The organism is Myxacorys chilensis (assembly GCF_059505265.1).
In genome coordinates this window covers 1-16,945 of the sequence record NZ_JCACKG010000181.1, presented here as the reverse complement: position 1 = coordinate 16,945, position 16,945 = coordinate 1, and the positions used below count along the sequence as shown (strand labels likewise).

14 protein-coding genes are annotated in these 16,945 nt (G+C 47.6%); 6 read left to right on the top strand and 8 right to left on the bottom strand.

Going from position 1 to position 16,945, the window contains the following annotated elements; all coding sequences use genetic code 11:
- Positions 1 to 7: 7 nt before the first annotated feature.
- From AC5JLB_RS15205 to AC5JLB_RS15180, 6 genes are all read right to left on the bottom strand, one after another.
- Positions 8 to 850, bottom strand: coding sequence for a hypothetical protein (locus AC5JLB_RS15205; protein WP_495874670.1), 843 nt, complete (start codon positions 848 to 850; stop codon positions 8 to 10).
- A 60-nt stretch (positions 851 to 910) separates the two neighbouring features.
- A complete protein-coding gene (locus AC5JLB_RS15200; protein WP_495874669.1) occupies positions 911 to 2,206 on the bottom strand; it encodes an ABC transporter ATP-binding protein in 1,296 nt (431 codons plus the stop codon).
- 5 nt (positions 2,207 to 2,211) lie between these two features.
- Positions 2,212 to 3,120, bottom strand: coding sequence for an ABC transporter permease (locus AC5JLB_RS15195; RefSeq protein ID WP_495874668.1), 909 nt, complete (start codon positions 3,118 to 3,120; stop codon positions 2,212 to 2,214).
- A 33-nt stretch (positions 3,121 to 3,153) separates the two neighbouring features.
- Positions 3,154 to 4,857: a hypothetical protein gene (locus tag AC5JLB_RS15190; protein ID WP_495874667.1), complete on the bottom strand. Its 1,704-nt coding sequence runs from the start codon at positions 4,855 to 4,857 to the stop codon at positions 3,154 to 3,156.
- Positions 4,858 to 4,942: 85 nt separating this feature from the next.
- Positions 4,943 to 6,136, bottom strand: a complete 1,194-nt coding sequence (locus AC5JLB_RS15185) for a glycosyltransferase family 2 protein (RefSeq protein ID WP_495874666.1) — start codon at positions 6,134 to 6,136, stop codon at positions 4,943 to 4,945.
- 136 nt (positions 6,137 to 6,272) lie between these two features.
- Complete coding sequence (locus tag AC5JLB_RS15180; protein ID WP_495874665.1) at positions 6,273 to 6,617, bottom strand: hypothetical protein; 345 nt, start codon at positions 6,615 to 6,617, stop codon at positions 6,273 to 6,275.
- A gap of 1,058 nt (positions 6,618 to 7,675) precedes the next feature.
- Between AC5JLB_RS15180 and AC5JLB_RS15175 the strand changes: the two genes are divergently transcribed.
- Positions 7,676 to 8,638: a PEP-CTERM sorting domain-containing protein gene (locus AC5JLB_RS15175; RefSeq protein ID WP_495874664.1), complete on the top strand. Its 963-nt coding sequence runs from the start codon at positions 7,676 to 7,678 to the stop codon at positions 8,636 to 8,638.
- A gap of 117 nt (positions 8,639 to 8,755) precedes the next feature.
- On the opposite strand, the gene crtA is transcribed toward AC5JLB_RS15175, so the two are convergent.
- Positions 8,756 to 9,625, bottom strand: coding sequence for a cyanoexosortase A (crtA, locus tag AC5JLB_RS15170; protein ID WP_495874663.1), 870 nt, complete (start codon positions 9,623 to 9,625; stop codon positions 8,756 to 8,758).
- 498 nt (positions 9,626 to 10,123) lie between these two features.
- Here crtA and AC5JLB_RS15165 point away from each other — a divergent pair, with 498 nt between their 5' ends.
- Both AC5JLB_RS15165 and AC5JLB_RS15160 read left to right on the top strand, forming a co-directional pair.
- The gene (locus AC5JLB_RS15165; RefSeq protein ID WP_495874662.1) at positions 10,124 to 10,774 is read left to right on the top strand and encodes a response regulator transcription factor; all 651 of its coding nucleotides are present in this window, start codon (positions 10,124 to 10,126) and stop codon (positions 10,772 to 10,774) included.
- A 24-nt stretch (positions 10,775 to 10,798) separates the two neighbouring features.
- Positions 10,799 to 11,122, top strand: coding sequence for a cupin domain-containing protein (locus AC5JLB_RS15160; protein ID WP_495874661.1), 324 nt, complete (start codon positions 10,799 to 10,801; stop codon positions 11,120 to 11,122).
- On the opposite strand, the gene AC5JLB_RS15155 is transcribed toward AC5JLB_RS15160, so the two are convergent.
- Entirely contained in the window at positions 11,112 to 12,431 is a 1,320-nt protein-coding gene (locus AC5JLB_RS15155; RefSeq protein ID WP_495874660.1) for a hemolysin family protein, read from the bottom strand. The two genes, AC5JLB_RS15160 and AC5JLB_RS15155, sit on opposite strands and share 11 nt — an antisense overlap.
- Before the next feature lie 211 nt (positions 12,432 to 12,642).
- Here AC5JLB_RS15155 and mfd point away from each other — a divergent pair, with 211 nt between their 5' ends.
- Genes mfd through AC5JLB_RS15140 form a run of 3 tightly spaced genes read left to right on the top strand, consistent with a single transcriptional unit; the run spans position 12,643 to position 16,932 of the window.
- Positions 12,643 to 16,218, top strand: coding sequence for a transcription-repair coupling factor (gene mfd, locus AC5JLB_RS15150; protein ID WP_495874659.1), 3,576 nt, complete (start codon positions 12,643 to 12,645; stop codon positions 16,216 to 16,218).
- 46 nt (positions 16,219 to 16,264) lie between these two features.
- A complete protein-coding gene (locus AC5JLB_RS15145; RefSeq protein WP_495874658.1) occupies positions 16,265 to 16,528 on the top strand; it encodes an AbrB/MazE/SpoVT family DNA-binding domain-containing protein in 264 nt (87 codons plus the stop codon).
- Positions 16,529 to 16,563: 35 nt separating this feature from the next.
- Positions 16,564 to 16,932: a PIN domain-containing protein gene (locus AC5JLB_RS15140; RefSeq protein ID WP_495874657.1), complete on the top strand. Its 369-nt coding sequence runs from the start codon at positions 16,564 to 16,566 to the stop codon at positions 16,930 to 16,932.
- Positions 16,933 to 16,945: the final 13 nt, after the last annotated feature.

Sequence of the window (16,945 nt, the reverse complement as noted above, 5' to 3'; positions counted from 1 at the left end):
CCGCTTGTTAGCGCTTATCAAGTAAACCGCGATCGCGCAGCTTTTGGGTAAACCGACGGATTAAATTCTTCCGTTCTTCATATGGTCGATAGTCAAATAACGGTTGCTTCACTTCTCCAATCAAGTTGACAAAGCAGCGGGGCGAATCCGTCACCGATCTTAGAGTTACACCATGCAGCGAATGGATTGAGTTGAGAAACAGCACGAGTACGTTGCGCTCATAGTTCACGGTTTTGACCCGTTCAACATAGCGATCGTCAATAAACTGCCCCTCAAACCCGTAAGGGTTGCCGGACTTAAACCGGTAAATTTCTAAGTTGCCACCCGTTGAGTGATCGTCAGGATGGCGCAAGTAGTAAAGCCCAGCAAATAAAACTTGGCGGCGATCGACATGCGCTTGCTTGATTGGCTCAGGCTTTGCCGTCACAGGAGCATTAATGCAAATCTGAGCATCCATCAACACATCCGCCTTGGAAAAATCATCCATCTTTCGCACTCCCCCTTTGAGAGCGGCAATCTCACCAATCTCTTGCTCAAACTCTGGATAGTACTGACGAATCTGATCTTCAAACAGAGTGGCAAACTGGTGCAGAAACCGATCTGAGGTATGAAGTTGAATAAAAGACTTCCAAAGCTCACTAATTTCGGGATTCGCAAATACATCTTGTGCAGGGTAGCTAAATCGCTCGTTACTCGCAAACTGAGTATTTTGAGTAATCGTATTGATATTTGGAAATTCATCGATTAACTGATTGCAAAGTCGTTCATCTAGCGCATCCCGAATCACAACATGGGGAAAAGGTTCGACAAACACTTCAGACTTTTCTACCGTATCAAACAACGATTGCATTACATCCTCCATAGCAACACATTAGCTTAAGCATTATCAGGGTTAATTTCAGCGCGGCTCTCAATCAGTTTGGCTCACCAACTGAACCGCATTCCAACGTCGGGGTTGATAGAACGCACATTCGCTCATGCTGCCCAACCCTTCCACGGCAAAACTAAATTCCTGAACCGAATCGAGCAACGTATAGCTGCCCTGATAAATATGCAAATCTAATAAATATGATCCTGGTTTTAATCCAAGGTAGGGAAACTCGACGCGGATTTCGTTCGCTCCAGCAGAGACGCTAAAGGGAGTTTTGTCGTGCAGCGTACTGAGCACCAAAATTTTATCGCCCTCTCCTACCCGCTCACGAATTGAGACCACCATATTGGTATCTGCAATCCGGTGACGTACCTTGCATTGAATACACAACTCAGCCTTCTCTCCGCTAATCGGAACCGTCACTTTGTGACCTCGACGATCGCGAAAAGAAACGCCCGTCACATCCAGTCCAGGGCTTTCATGAACCGATCGCTGCTGTCGCTGAAGTTCGCCAGTGGCAGGCGGCGCTCCTTCCAAAAACAGATCGTTTTCATAGCGCCGCGTTACAACAGCCGCGTCCCCGCTCATAATCAGTTTGCCTTTTGACAAATACATGGCGGTCTCGCACTTGGAGAGAATGGAGTTGGAGCTATGCGACACCAACACAAACGCCACGCCCCGGCTTTTCAGTTCTGCCAATCGACGGTAGCACTTGGCTCTAAATTTGAGATCACCCACGGCCAACACTTCATCAATCAGCAAAATATCGGGTTCGGTATGAATGGCACAGGCAAAGCCCAATCTTGCCGCCATTCCAGAACTATAGCTCTGCACAGGCGCATCGATCGCATCGCTAATTTCTGCAAAGTCAAGCACTCGATCAAAGCAGTTCTCGATCTCCTGTCGCGTCAATCCTAAAATCGACATGTTGGCGTAAATGTTCTCTCGCCCGGTTAGAACAGGGTTGAACCCAGCTCCTAGCGCAATCAAGGGTGCAACTCGTCCGCGAACTTCTACCTGACCGATATCGGGCTTGATTAAGCCCGAAATAATCCGTAGCAGCGTCGATTTACCGCTTCCATTCTTACCCACCAACCCCAACGCTTCTCCACGTCGCAGTTGAAAGCTAACGTCTTGTAATGCCCAAAACTCTTTCGGTCGCAAAGTTGAGCCTTTGCGCTTCGCTCCTATGAGTTCTGATGCCATATCTTGAACGCCATACAACAGCGATTGCTTCAGATCGCGACAGAATTTTTTCGAGAGCCCATCGACCGAAAGAATGACCTCGCTCTGAGTTGATGAGATGGAAGTAGAAACTTGATTTATCACAGTCATAATTCTCAAGAACTAATGCGCTCAACAACAAATGGCATTCCTAGCCGATACACAATCCAGGCGAACGCTAGACCGACGAGCGCGATCGCACTAGCAATCCAAAAGCCCGTGGGGTTCGATACGACTCCGGTTGTGGCTAACTCTCGCACAGTAACGAGCAAAGGCGTCACTGGATTGAGTTGAACAATTTGTCCAAACACGCCGCCTTGAGGAACCGGATAAACGACAGGCGTAATAAACAACCACAGTCCAGTGACCAGAGTCAAGCCCATTGAGATGTCCTGGTAGAGCGCGCCGATCGGGGCTAACAGCAATCCTAGAAATGTCCCTAGCGCGATTAGGTGAATTAGTGCAACTGGAGCGAGAAAAACACTCCAAGTTACCGGAATTTGAAACACCAGGAACAATGCAACAATGAAAATTAATTTAATGCCAAAGTTAAAGCCAATCTCACCCAACTTTGCCAAGATCAAGGCTTCGCGAGGGAAGTTAATCCGAGACAGCATCGATTTCGCGGTTGCCACGGCTTGTACAGGAGCGTTTATCGCTTCGACAAAGGTTTGCCATAGCGCCATACTAAACATAATATAGGCGGGATAAGGTAAATCGGTATTGCCAATGTTGACAACACCGCTCCCTTTTGCAAAGCTAAACCCGATTGCCGTAATTAATGCAGGCAAAAAGGCCCAAAGAATTCCAAGAAATGATTGACGATATTTGGCGCTAATATCCCTTCGGGTCAATTGCCACGCTAGCTCTCGCGACGCCAACAAATCACGCCACATTTCGCTAAACAGTTTCAATGGGTTTCGCATTTGGCTGTCCGGGCGGTAGACTACCACTTGCGACATCGATCGCGCTGTTTTGAGCCGTGTTTCTATTCTTTGTCTCGATCGTCGCCGATGGGTTCGCATTTTCAATGGGGTACTTTACACTACTACAATGCTTTACGAGTTTCCAACTACGTAGTTAAGTCTGAATTTAGAATCTTTTGCCAGGGTCGCCGAAACAATTTGAATCTTCTCTTGTGGATTAACGTACTCTTGTTTCACATCTGGGGAAGATTTAAGAAAGGTAACCTCTTTGCCATATTCATAGTAACAATAACTCGGACACTCAGAATCAACTGCGAAGATTGCATAAATTTCTAATGGTTGGCTGGTTGTATTTTGAGGTACGGTTGTAGAAGAAGCAGGAACAATTCTTTGCCGCAGATTGAGACTAGGTGTGTGTCTAAAATCAAAGTCTTCTGCAAATGAGATTGCAAGACGATCAGGATTCTTTTCAAGCAAGTCAATCAGCATTTTGTAGCTTTGTGGATGACGAGTCAAAATCTGACGGCTAGGATACTCAACCAAATGTTTAGAAGGCGAGAAATAGTGGAATCCAAACATAGCCGAAGAATTAAATATCAATCCTCTAAATGTTCCAAGCAAGAAAATTCCAAGATAAATTCCTGCAAGACCACGAACAATTTTTGAAAAAACTGAGGTTGACTCACTAAAGTGGAAAACTGCTCCATATGCCCCTAATAGCAAAGAAGGAAACAAAGGGTAATAGTAGCGAATCTCTGTGATATGAAGAAAATCATTTGATGAGGCAAGGCTAACAACAACCAAGAAAAAGATCAGAGAGGAATTAATGAATAGAATTTCTTTCGATAAAATTAGTAAATTTCCAGATGGAGAGTTGTCATCTTGCCGCCCTTTAGCTAGCACGACAATCGATAGCCCAACCGCGAAGATGAGTAGGCCAGCCGCAACTTTTTCAACTGGAATCTTATGAGAGAGATGGCTAAATAATAAATACTCTGAATTTTTCAAACTAGAGAATATAATCTTCGCTTGACCCAATAGAAATCGTGGATTAAGGAGATTCGAAGAAATTGCAACGTGATCAGCTTTATTGCTGCCTACGATCGCACGGTAGATTGAAACTGGAGCATAAAATACTAAAAAGCCTAAGACGACATAGATAATCTGTTTAAACTTTCGAGCGGCTACGAGAAAGGCAACTTGTCCAATTAGTAACGAAATCGCGGCATATCGAATTGTATAAGTAAAACCAATTAAGCTACCGAGTTTCACATAATTTAGAGGTTGAGGCTCACTTCGCCGGTAGATTGAATAGAAGTAATAGATAATAAATGGAATTCCTGCCCAGAGCAAAAGGTCGGTTCCGCACCAGTCAAAGGTAAAGTAAAGAGGTAATGTGATGCCCAGTGTGATCGCAACTAGCGTTGCAAATAGATTGCGAGTATTGGTGAGGAGCATGACTTCGCGAAACAATAAGCCCCATCCATACCAACCTGCGATCGTGGCAGTTGAATAAATGATTTTTAGAGAAACTTCGGTTGTGAAACCAAGTTTCATTAATAAAAATAGAAAAATTGATAATGCTGGCGCGAACCAAGTTAACCACTCGGTTTGCGGTGGTTGAGAAATATCGACACCTAAAGCATAATTGCCCATTTTTCCAATGCTCGCTAGCCCTAAACCTGCTCCAATTTGAACACTAGAATCACTAGCAATAAATAGTGGGCTGAGTGCTCTAATTATCGATAAAACGCAAGCAGAAACACAAAAAACTGCAATGACATTAATTTTGAAGCTAACTTTAACTTTTGGAAACTTTAAAGGGATAGACTTCATATAAAATTAAGCAAATTAGGACATGCCATTCTGTGTCTAAAAAGTAGCAGAGAGCAATCCTACATTGTTCTCTGCTACGTGAGACTTACAACCGTTTCATCCACAATACGCTGAGGAAGAAACTGGAAAAAATGATTTGGCAACTCAGAGAAAGACAGGTAATCGATGGAATTACAATTCGCATCGTTTGTGAAGGATTTAGCGCACCAAATAGTTGAGTGCTCCAACTATTCAATGCCCAAATTGATCCTGACAGTCCAATCAACAGCAATATGCCACCTACAATTAGTCCAAGCTCTAAGCTGACGCAGCGTAATGTTTGGCTAAACCGCCGATCCTCAGGTAACAGTCCTTCGCTAATTGCAAATACTTTCGTAAACACCGAGAAGGTGACCGTTTGAAAGCCGACAATGATCGAGGCAGCAGCATATAGGAGCGTATGAATGTCAAACACGCCTCGCGCCCCTGGCAGCAACCAAATCATTGCCACCATTCCAACTATCATCAACATCAATCCGGGATACAAAAACAGCCAGCGAGGACTGTACAGCAGTAAAAATCGCAGGTGTCGCCAGCCATCCCGCCAGCTTCGCAAATGAGGTGGACGACTTCGACCATCGGGTGAGAGCGTGGTCGGAACTTCAGCAATTCGCATTTTATAGAGTGAAGCTTTTACGACCATTTCACTCGCAAACTCCATCCCGGTCGTTCTAAGATCCAACGATCGAATCGAGGTGGTCTTAAATCCCCGCAGGCCACAGTGAAAATCGCCACAAGGACTTGGGAACAGCATTTTACCGATCGAAGTCAGGACTGGATTTCCTAAATACCGATGTAGCGGTGGCATCGCTCCCGGTTCAATTCCGCCCTTAAAGCGATTTCCCATCACCAGGTCATAGCCTTCGCGCAGTCTCTTCAAAAATGGCGACAACTGCGTAAAGTCATAGCTATCATCGGCATCGCCCATGATGACATACTGACCGCGGGCCGCCCAGATGCCACCTCGAAGGGCGCTTCCGTACCCTTTCTCTTGAATATCAATCACTCGCGCTCCTAAGCGCCGCGCGATCGCTTGTGATCCATCGGTGCTTCCATTATCGGAAATTACCACTTCTCCTGCGATTCCATGCTGTTTGAGATACCATTGCGCTTTACATATGCAAACTTCTAGTGTTTCCGCTTCATTTAGACAGGGCATCACGATCGATAGTTCGAGCGTCCCTGGCGCATCTTGAGCAACATACTTGTCATTCTGAGCATTGTGTAATCGTTCTACCATGTGTTCTAGCTCTGATTGAAAGGGATAGTAACTCAGCCGCTATTTGTACTAGAGAGTCGCGGCTAGAAATAGCAAGTTGAGCTACTAAGTCATTTCATGAGAGTCTCATTTCACAAGCGTGTTATTTCTCATCGCGTCATCCTACACAGTTAAAATCTTTAGCCCCTTGGTATTGCGTCAGACGAGCACTTTTGCGAGTGAACTCACTGACGGATGGGTTGCCTTGGGGATGAATCACCCCAATTGCTTGCTGCCATAGCTCTGGAGGCGCGATCGACACCTCATACTGATTGCCCTCAAATCGACGCACGTGATACCAGGTTGTGGTTTGGCACTCGTCACACCAGAAGGCTTCTAGCCACTCCCCGACCAGAGTGACTGTCGTTTGAGTGGCAACGGCTAGAAGAGCATATCGCCGCGCCAGTCCGCGTTCTTGAAGTTGTTCTGCGCGATCGGCATAGAGCGAAAACTTTTGGCTCACACTATGCACATAGCCGCTATGGATCGGGCAATAGATCGCCCGTCGCTTAGAGCGCTTTCGATTTCGGTCACACCTTTTCTGCAATTCGACCTCCCTGATGGATGAATCCTGGTGAAGGTTACGGTGGAGAGGCTGAGATCAAACGAGACCATCGAAGCCTAACTCCTTTAAAGAAATTTAATCTTCTGTTGTCGACTAGATAAAACTTCCTAGGAAAGCTCGGCAATCAGGAAGAATTAAGGTTTATGGGTTGAACTTGATGTTGATGAAAAAACCGTGAAATCCCCTAAGTTTGCAAATGCACTCCGCGCGGAGTGCCTATTGACTCTGGGTTTTCCACTACATACCATTCTGCTGAAGCAATTTAGCTTCGCAAACCGAGTCAGCACCGAATCCGAGATTCCTCCTAGGTACGGAGATTACGGATTTGGATGGGATCACTTCCTGTAACCTTACGAGTACAGTAGAACTTGGAGAAAATTGACGTAAAGCTTACAGGGTAAAGGTTTAAGCAGATTAGAAAGATGCCGTTTCTCTTACACCTCTTGGCCGCTTCTACCAATCTACGCCGTAAATTTACTGAAAATTTAGGACATATAGCCTGCCGTTTTTCGGTAATTACTGAGTGAGTCCAAAAAACACGGTGGAGGGCGATCAGTAATCCTCATTTCCTGAGAAACCATACTGAGACAGATAGCGCTTCATCTCAATATTAAATGCGATTTAATGCGTTCTGATCGCTATGCTACCTATCTAGCCCAGTAGATCTAGGTAAATTGCCTACAGTATGGCCTTCGCAGACATTTAGTTTGTGTAAAGAGCAGTCTGTTTTAGGATCATCCTTGAGTATAATTCCGGTGTGCAGATGAGTGTAGTAGATTTTACACATACGTTAGTTTACTCAGGACTGCTCTACCACCATTAATCTCTTCTTGCAAGGTTTGGTCCTGATGATATCAAAGAATACTGGCTCAAAACGCTTAGGAAAGCCCTTCACCCCCTTCCTAAGCTCCCATATCCCCTGGGTTCGGCGGGCTAAGATGGTTGGGCAACCGTCTATGCCAACGGTTGCTCTTGGCGCTGCGATCGCGTGGTTTGTGCAGGGCTTTGCTGCACCTGTGCTAGCGGCTGACATGTCGTTTGGCAACGGTCAAATTCGATTTGGCGAAGATACCACACTGGAGTCGTCCTTTCTAGAGTCTCATGGGGCTTATCAATCGACGTTTGGTGTGCTGAACCTAGACACCAACGAGAAAACGCCCTTACTGGTTGAATCTAAAGCCGCAGATCAAGAGGGCACGATTTTTCAGCCGTCGAGCAAGATTAGCGATCTTGAGAGCGCGAACGACTTTAGCGGAACGCCTGGAAATACTGTTTCTCAAACCTCCGCCAAGTACACGTTCAAAGCGAAGACGAACTATGCCTTCTACTTGGAATCTTCCTATAATGGGCGCTCCGTTGGAACGGTATATTCCAACGATGTGTTAAACCCTGATCAGGAGCGGCAGGTGCGATTCAGTGGCACTGATATGACTAGCTTGTGCCAAGGCGGTAGCGTTCTAGCTTGGGACGATACAGGGTCTAATTTGGTGCGAGACCGTCAGCAGCAAGACCGTGACTATGATGATTTTGTTGTACAGCTTCGCAATACTGCTTGCCCAGTAGGCGGTGGCGAACTGCTACCCTCTGAACCGCAAGCTACTACTGCTTCTGGAGGAGCCGTGCCTCCTGTAGGTGGTAGTCGAATTGGCAACGGGCTGTTTGCGTTACTTCCCCTAGCCGCATTATTAGCCGCCTTGCCAAATGGAGGTGGCAACAATTCAAAAAGAATGAATTCAATTGGAGGTGATGGAACTTCTCCTGGAATCAATCCTGGAATTAATCCTGGAATCAATCCTGGAACCCGTTCTGATCCACCACCTGGCAAGTCTGTTCCTGAACCATTTACGATCGTCGGTTCAACCACCGCGATCGGGTTAGCAGCACTAGCTCAACGGCGACGCTCTAAGAAACGCAAGTAAGGCTCCGTTGGCTTGAGCGTTAGAGGTAATTTCTATGCTTGATACTCAGATTCAGTTTCGTTTCGCTCCCTCCATCACACTGCCTTCCCCGCTCCAATTCCAAGGGCGGGGATATTTTCAGGAGCCTTCTTGTTCTGTGGGTTGAGAGTCTACCTCTGCATCAAATCGTTCTAGACAGAAGTAACAAACGCCTCCAAACAGGAGTACAGCCACCATTGAGAAGAGTTGCGATCCGTCTCCAACGTGCCAATAGTCAAACGCGCTTTCGTTGGCTTGAGCAAACAGAACTGCCATTAGCGCTACTCGAACACCATTGACTAGAAAGGCAACTGCGATCGCAGCGATCGCAATGAGCAACGTTTGAAACCAACCCATTGGAAACAACATCGTAAATAGAAACGCAAGGGTCAGTAATTGCAGAATGGATTGAATCCCAGAGCAGCCTACATAAACATCAACAAATCCAGTAGGCAATACAAGTTTTGTGCCATCTTGAACTACAGGAAAACCGGAATACCACAAAAAATTTCCGGCTAAAGTTGCGGTTGCGTGAGAGATATCAAACAACTCTATTAGCGTTGTCGTTGGAATCATTAGAAAACTCAGAACTAGTAGCTCTCGCCAACAGGATTTTAATCCAGAAAAGCCAAATCCGATAAATACTAATCCCAATCCTGAGATAATTGGTGAGAAGCGCAAAGCAGAATCGTAACTAGAGATCAAAGTGCTTCTGTACAACACCCAAAGAACGCTAATAAGACCAATACTATTTGCAATCGCTATAGGCTTAAATCTTCTCCAACTAGCGCACTCAAGTTTTAGAGAATTACGCTTTCGCCAAACCATAAAGTAAACGGTTGTATAGCAGAGAATATAAGGCTCCAAGCCTTTGAGTTGTCCTGTGTTCCACACCAACCGGAGTTGAAGCGTTGTGAGGGCGACTGCAATTCCGAGCAGCAGAAACGGAGTATAGCGCGAGGAAATCATGCGAATTTAACAAGAGCAAGGCGTCTTATGTTTAATGAGTTCATCCACTTATCAATTTCTCTAATCGTTTTCAGGTTTTCCGGACGATTCATACACTCTGTTAGCAGTTTGTCGCTTGTGCCACTACCGTTTGGAATCAAGATTAAAACGATCGCTGTGTCAGTCTAGAAAACTTAAGCGCTCAGGCAACCTCAGTAATTTTCGGTAGCCATACTGTGAACGCTGAGAAGGGAAAACAACAGTGTCATCAGTAGTCATCTCAGGTCAAATATCGAGCTACCGTTCATCACGTTCAAACATAGGCTAAGAAATTGATAGTGCGCCTTTTCATCTATCCGCACAACTACGGTAAATCTCTAACTCAGTTCACGCGATCTCACGGATAGATGTTCCGTCAAAAGACGGACGTTTGTGCTGATGACAGAACGAGCGATAGATTCGACGATGTAAGGCGATTCATCTCCGTGAAAGAACCTACTTGATTAACCTGCTATAGCTATGACCTTGGTACTGGAAAAAATTAGTGTTGAAAAAGGCTCAATCTTACTAGTAGATGACGACGAAAACTTTGTGGCGCTGATATCAGAATTTTTGTCGTTTAAGGGCTTTAAGGTCACGTCAGCAGACAGTGGCAAGCAGGCAATGCAACTGCTCGATCGCATTAAACCTGACCTGATTATTTCTGACATTATGATGCCAGAGATGGATGGCTACCTGTTTGCCGAAACGGTTCGACAAGTCCCTGAGATTAGCTGGTTGCCGATCATTATGGTCTCTGCAAAAGATCAAAGTAGCGATCGCGTCCAGGGCTTGAGCGCAGGCGCGAATGTTTATATGATCAAACCGTTTGACTTAGATGAATTAGTCGCGCAAATTGAATCGTCGCTGCGATCGTCGCATTTAATGCAGCAGACCCAGGCGCGGCGATCCGAAGCTCGGATTCAAGTGCCTGAGGGAGTTCGATTGACTGCTACAGAATTGCTAGTCGCTCAACTGGTAGCGCAGGGATTATCAAATATTGAAATTTCTCAGCGCTTAAACACAAGTAAACGCACGATCGAAAGTCACATCAGCCACATGCTTAAGAAAACGTTGCTTACCAATCGCACCGAACTCTCGCGGTGGATTATTGAAAACAATATGGAGTGAAAAAATCAAGTTAGATAAACCACAATGAACAATTTGTTTGATTTGCCTGCTCACCTGCTCACAGAAGAAGTGTTCCAGCCGTTGGTCGAGACCGACCAGATTCTGATTGAGCGGATTATCTCCACAGGACAAACAACTCCTGTCGGGGAATGGTATGACCAAGCGCGAGACGAATGGGTTGTGCTGTTGCAAGGAGAGGCGCGGATAGGCTATGAAGATGGACATGAGGTTTCCCTGCATCCAGGAGATTATCTCTTGATTCCTGCTCACCAAAAGCACCGAGTTGCCTACACGAGTCCCGAGCCGCCTTGCATTTGGTTAGCCATCCATGCGGCATTTACTCTTTAACCTCTTCCTGTCCAGGGGCGACCAGGACTTTATCAACGCGGTTGCCATCCATATCCATCACCTCAAACCGCAGAGAATCCCATTCAAAAAAATCGGCGGGTTTGGGAATGCGACCGAGATACATCACCACAAAACCACCCAAGGTTTGATAACTGCCTCGCTCTTCTCCCGGTAATTCTTTTTCTTCAAGGTCAAGCAATTCTTTGAATTGATAAACTGGCAGCATCCCATCGAGGAGCCAAGAGCCGTCTTCGCGCTGCACGGCTTGCGGTTCTGCCAGTTCTTCGACGGACGGAATATCGCCAACGATCGCTTGCAACACATCCGTCAGGGTCACCAATCCTTGAATCACGCCATATTCATCGACCACAAAAGCGAGCTGCGTTCCGGTCTGCTTAAACAGTTCTAGCACCTTCAGCGCACGGGTACTTTCGGGCACGAATACGGGTTGCTGTAAGGAAGTTGTAAAGTCGATCGGTTGTCCTTCCATAGTTTTAATGAGCAAATCGTAGACGTGCACCACGCCCAGCAAATTATCTAACCCGCCATGACACACGGGAAATTTGGCGTGAGCGCTTTCCATCATGCACCGACGATTTTCCTCAAATGAGTCTTCTAGATCAAGCCAAACGATCTCTAAGCGCGGCGTCATGAGAGAACTAATGCGGCGATCGCCGAGCCGAAACACCCGCTTCATGATGTCTTCTTCCGCCTGCTCGAACATGCCTGCTTCTGTGCCTTGTTCGATCATGACGCGGATTTCTTCTTCGGTCACTTGCGGCTCATCAGACGGACGGATGCCTAAGAGTCTGACAACGAGATTGGTGGAGGAACTGAGCAGATAGACGATCGGAGCGGCAGCTTTTGCCATCAGGGTCATCGGAAAGGCGGCCCAAGACGCAATCCGCTCTGGTGAATTGAGAGCGACTCGTTTTGGCACCAATTCCCCAATGATTAGCGTCAAGTAGGTGAGGCTTAGAACGGCAATGCCAAACGCGATCGCTTGACTGTAAGATTTGAGAGCCGGGATGCCTGCAAAGACGGGTTCGAGCCGAGTCGAGAGCGCTTTCTCACCGAAAGCACCCGATGCAATGCCAATCAGAGTAATGCCAACCTGTACGATCGCCAAGAAATTATTTGGTTCTTCGGCTAATTTCAGTGCCGCTTGGGCTTTTTTATCGCCTTGGTTAGCAAGCTGCTGCAAGCGGATCTTACGAGCAGACACCACGGCCAACTCAGACGTGACAAATAAACCATTAGCAAGCGTTAAAAGCAGAATGATCAGTAAGTCGGTGATGAGCGGTTGCATTCCTGAGACTGCCTAATTTCTTGGCAAACGTATAACGGACTGTTTTAGTGTATCTGACCCTAGAGGTTCATCATTGATCCTGAGTTAGGACTCAAAAAGTTTTATGAGTTCATGACCCTTGAGGAATGATCAACTCTGGAGCAGTGTCTTTAGAATGTAAAAATAGTTCATATTTATAGTCCATACTTCGGGTTCTCCCCAGAGGCGTCTGATGGCTTTTTCTTCGATTACTCGTGCGCTCGGTCGGTTGCCTCTAACGGCTGAGTTACTTAGCAAGCTGACTAGTCAAGGCGCATTGCACCTGAGCGGCTTGGCTCGGCTACCCAAGGGCTTAGTCGCGTCAACGCTGGCTCAGGCTCAGTCACGTCCCCTGTTGATCGTGACCTCAACCTTAGAAGAAGCAGGACGCTGGAGCGCCCAACTTGATGCGATGGGCTGGCAAACGATGCAGTTCTACCCGACATCAGAGACATCGCCCTATGAGCCGTTTGACTCGGAAGCGGAGATGACGTGGGGACAGCTTCAGGTGCTGGCGGAGCTAGTTAAGAATAGGGATGAAGGCGTCCCTCCGCCTTACAGCATCGCTGACGCAAGGAGGGATGACGATGGAGGGACACCTAATGGCGACGCTAACCTAAACAACGCTGACAAACGAGATCAAAAAAGCGCGCGCTCATCCCTAGCGATCGTTGCCACCGAACGTGCCCTCCAACCCCACCTTCCGCCCGTCGAAGCTCTTGCCTCTTATTGTCTGCCGCTTCAGAAAGGACAAGAGCTAGATCTGAATCGGTTGAGTGAAGAAGTAGCGCGGCTGGGCTATGAGCGGGTCAATTTGGTTGAAACTGAGGGACAGTGGAGCCGTCGGGGGGACATTATTGATGTGTTTCCGGTAGCGTCAGAACTGCCGATTCGCCTCGAATTGTTTGGCGATGAGTTGGATCAGATTCGAGAGTTTGATCCGTCTACTCAACGCTCGCTCGATCGCATCGAAAAAATTGTGCTCACGCCGACCAGTTTTTCACCGATCATTCAAGCCGCTTTAACGGCTGACGATCTGGTTCCTCATCTCTCCGCCGAAGAGCAAGAGCGCTTCGAGCAAGAACAACCGCTTGAAGGAATGCGACGGTTCTTAGGATTGGCGTTTGGGCATCCGGCGTCGCTGTTGGACTATTTGCCAGAAAACACGCTAATCGCGATCGACGAACCGGATATGACGCAGGCGCACAGCGATCGCTGGGTCGAACATGTGGAAGAACAGTGGCAAGACGTCAGCGCCAAGCATCCATTGCCGAAAATTCATCGCGCGTTCACCGATTCTCTGGTTCAAGTCGAACAATTTGAGCGGCTTTACTTGTCTGAACTCGCGGAGGAAAAGAATGGATTGAATCTGGCGAGCCGCCCAGTTCCGGCAATTCCGCATCAGTTTGCTCGATTAGCTGAGACCCTGAGAGGAGAACGCGATCGCAACTTTGCAATCTGGCTGGTGTCGGCGCAACCTTCCCGCTCGGTGGCGCTGTTGCAAGAACATGACTGTCCAGCGCAGTTTGTGCCGAATCCGCGAGATTATCTAGCGATCGACAAACTCCAGATTCAGCATGTGCCCGTTGCCGTCAAATATTCGGGTCTTGCAGAACTTGAAGGCTTTATCCTGCCAACGTTTCGGATTGTTGTCATCACCGACAAAGAATTCTTTGGACAGCAAACGCTAGCAACCCCGACGTATGTTCGCAAGCGGCGTCGTGCCGCGTCAAAACAAGTCGATCCTAACAAGCTACAGCCGGGAGATTATGTCGTTCATAAAAGTCATGGAATTGGGCAATTTATCAAGCTCGAAAGCCTGACGATCAATCAAGAAACGCGGGAATACCTGGTTCTAAAGTACGCCGACGGACTGCTGCGGGTCGCGGCCGATCAGTTAGGATCGCTGTCTCGATTTCGCGCCGTGGGCGATGCCAAGCCCGAACTCAATAAAATGTCGAGCAAGGCGTGGGAGAAAACCAAGGGCAAGGTTCGCAAAGCCGTTAAGAAAGTGGCGGTCGATCTGTTGCAGCTTTATGCTCAACGCGCTCAGCAGCAAGGCTTTACCTATCCCGTGGATATGCCGTGGCAAGCCGAAATGGAGGACTCGTTTCCCTACCAGCCCACTCCTGATCAGCTAAAAGCGACGCAAGATGTCAAGCAAGATATGGAAAGCGATCGCCCGATGGATCGCCTCGTTTGCGGTGATGTTGGATTCGGGAAAACGGAAGTGGCAATTCGCGCGATTTTCAAAGCCGTTACTGCCGGAAAACAAGTCGCGCTCCTCGCTCCAACCACGATTCTGACGCAGCAACACTATCACACGCTGAAAGAACGGTTTGCGCCCTACCCAATTCAAGTCGGATTGCTGAACCGATTCCGATCGCCGGAAGAACGCAAAGACATTCAGCGCCGCTTGAGTACGGGCGAATTAGATATTGTCGTTGGAACCCATCAACTGTTAGGAAAAGGCGTCGCTTTCAAAGATCTGGGTTTGCTCGTGGTGGACGAAGAACAGCGATTTGGCGTCAATCAAAAGGAGAAGATTAAATCGCTCAGAACAAAGGTCGATGTGCTGACCCTCAGCGCAACGCCGATTCCGAGAACCCTCTACATGGCGCTATCGGGCGTGAGAGAAATGAGCTTGATCACCACGCCGCCGCCCTCGCGCCGTCCGATTAAAACGCACTTATCGTCTTACGATCCAGAGATTATGCGATCGGCAATTCGGCAAGAACTCGATCGCGGCGGACAGGTGTTTTATGTTGTCCCGCGAGTCGAGGGAATTGAAGAGATCTCAGCCCGCTTGCGCGAAATGGTTCCGGGAGCAAGGATTGCGATCGCGCATGGTCAAATGCCAGAATCGGAACTCGAATCGGTCATGCTCACGTTTGGCGCAGGCGATGCTGATATTCTCCTCTGCACCACGATCATCGAATCGGGATTGGACATTCCCAGAGTCAATACGATTTTGATCGAAGACTCTCAGAAATTTGGGCTGTCGCAGCTTTACCAACTGCGGGGACGAGTGGGACGGGCAGGCATTCAGGCGCACGCTTGGCTGTTCTATCCAAAACAGCATCAACTCTCAGACGCGGCCCGTCAGCGATTACGGGCACTTCAAGAGTTTACTCAACTCGGTTCTGGCTATCAGCTTGCAGTTCGAGATATGGAAATTCGCGGTGTCGGTAACTTACTCGGTGCAGAACAATCAGGACAGATGGACGCGATCGGGTTTGATTTGTATATGGAAATGCTGCAAGACGCGATCAAAGAAATTCGGGGTCAAGAGATTCCGCAAGTGGACGATACACAAATCGATCTGCAACTCACAGCCTTTATTCCTGCCGATTACATTCCCGATCTTGATCAAAAGATGAGTGCCTACCGTGCCGTTGCCACCGCTCAATCGAAGCAAGAACTGACGCAAATCGCGGCAGATTGGAACGATCGCTATGGCACAATTCCAGGAGCATCTCAACAACTCTTGCGCGTGATGGAACTCAAACAAGTCGCGAAAAAACTTGGTTTCTCTCGCATCAAGCCCGAAGGCAAACAGCACGTCATTTTAGAAACGCCAATGGAAGAACCCGCGTGGAACTTGCTGAAAGAAAACTTACCCGATCATCTGCGATCGCGCTTCGTCTTCATGCCAGGAAAAGTGACGGTGCGAGGACTGGGAATGCTGAGCGCCGATCAGCAATTGTCGAATCTAATCGATTGGCTGGGTCGAATGCAGGGGGCTTTACCGGAACTTGCTTTGGTGTAGGCGACTCGGCAGTCTTGCTAAAATCTGACGTGTTTACCTGCGGCTTATGGAAACGACAAAATTATCTAGCGACGGTCAAGTCACCATTCCTCAAGTACTGCGTGAGATGCATCAGTGGAAAGTGGGACAGGAATTCGTCGCAATCGATACTGGAGACGGAGTTCTCTTTAAACCTAAACCGCCATTTGTAGAGACGACTTTAGATACTGTCGCGGGATGTCTCAAACACGATGGAACGCCCGTCAGTTTGGAGGAGATGGAAGATGCAATCCGTCGCGGAGTAGAGGAGACATGGCATGATCGCCGTTGACACAAATATTGTGGTTCGATTGCTGACCCAAGACGATGCCTTTCAGTACGAAAGAAGTTATCAGCTTTTTCAATCTGAGGCTGTTTTCATTCCCAACACAGTCATTACTTGAAACAGAGTGGGTATTGCGGTTTTCGTACAAGCGCCAGTCTCATGAGATCCGCACAGCATTCAAAAATCTCTTTGGGCTGCCAAATGTTCACTTAAGCAACGCTAGATTAACTGAGCAGGTCTTGCAATGGCATGAGCGTGGCTTAGATTTTGCGGATGCTTTTCATCTTGCCCAATGCCAGCTATGTTCTGATTTCTATACGTTTGATGCAAAATTTGTTGATGGAGCGAAAGAACTGTCATCGTGTAGGGTGCAATATACTACAGTTGTAGATCGTTCATTGGCAGGTTGAAGGGCTGTCCCCT

What these genes read in the sequence shown, in the direction of transcription:
- AC5JLB_RS15205 (WP_495874670.1), bottom strand. Translation starts at nt 850, where the DNA reads ATGCAATCGTTGTTTGATACGGTAGAAAAGTCTGAAGTGTTTGTCGAA.
- AC5JLB_RS15200 (WP_495874669.1), bottom strand. Translation starts at nt 2,206, where the DNA reads ATGACTGTGATAAATCAAGTTTCTACTTCCATCTCATCAACTCAGAGC.
- AC5JLB_RS15195 (WP_495874668.1), bottom strand. Translation starts at nt 3,120, where the DNA reads ATGCGAACCCATCGGCGACGATCGAGACAAAGAATAGAAACACGGCTC.
- AC5JLB_RS15190 (WP_495874667.1), bottom strand. Translation starts at nt 4,857, where the DNA reads ATGAAGTCTATCCCTTTAAAGTTTCCAAAAGTTAAAGTTAGCTTCAAA.
- AC5JLB_RS15185 (WP_495874666.1), bottom strand. Translation starts at nt 6,136, where the DNA reads ATGGTAGAACGATTACACAATGCTCAGAATGACAAGTATGTTGCTCAA.
- AC5JLB_RS15175 (WP_495874664.1), top strand. Translation starts at nt 7,676, where the DNA reads ATGCCAACGGTTGCTCTTGGCGCTGCGATCGCGTGGTTTGTGCAGGGC.
- crtA (WP_495874663.1), bottom strand. Translation starts at nt 9,625, where the DNA reads ATGATTTCCTCGCGCTATACTCCGTTTCTGCTGCTCGGAATTGCAGTC.
- AC5JLB_RS15165 (WP_495874662.1), top strand. Translation starts at nt 10,124, where the DNA reads ATGACCTTGGTACTGGAAAAAATTAGTGTTGAAAAAGGCTCAATCTTA.
- AC5JLB_RS15160 (WP_495874661.1), top strand. Translation starts at nt 10,799, where the DNA reads ATGAACAATTTGTTTGATTTGCCTGCTCACCTGCTCACAGAAGAAGTG.
- AC5JLB_RS15155 (WP_495874660.1), bottom strand. Translation starts at nt 12,431, where the DNA reads ATGCAACCGCTCATCACCGACTTACTGATCATTCTGCTTTTAACGCTT.
- mfd (WP_495874659.1), top strand. Translation starts at nt 12,643, where the DNA reads ATGGCTTTTTCTTCGATTACTCGTGCGCTCGGTCGGTTGCCTCTAACG.
- AC5JLB_RS15145 (WP_495874658.1), top strand. Translation starts at nt 16,265, where the DNA reads ATGGAAACGACAAAATTATCTAGCGACGGTCAAGTCACCATTCCTCAA.
- AC5JLB_RS15140 (WP_495874657.1), top strand. Translation starts at nt 16,564, where the DNA reads ATGCCTTTCAGTACGAAAGAAGTTATCAGCTTTTTCAATCTGAGGCTG.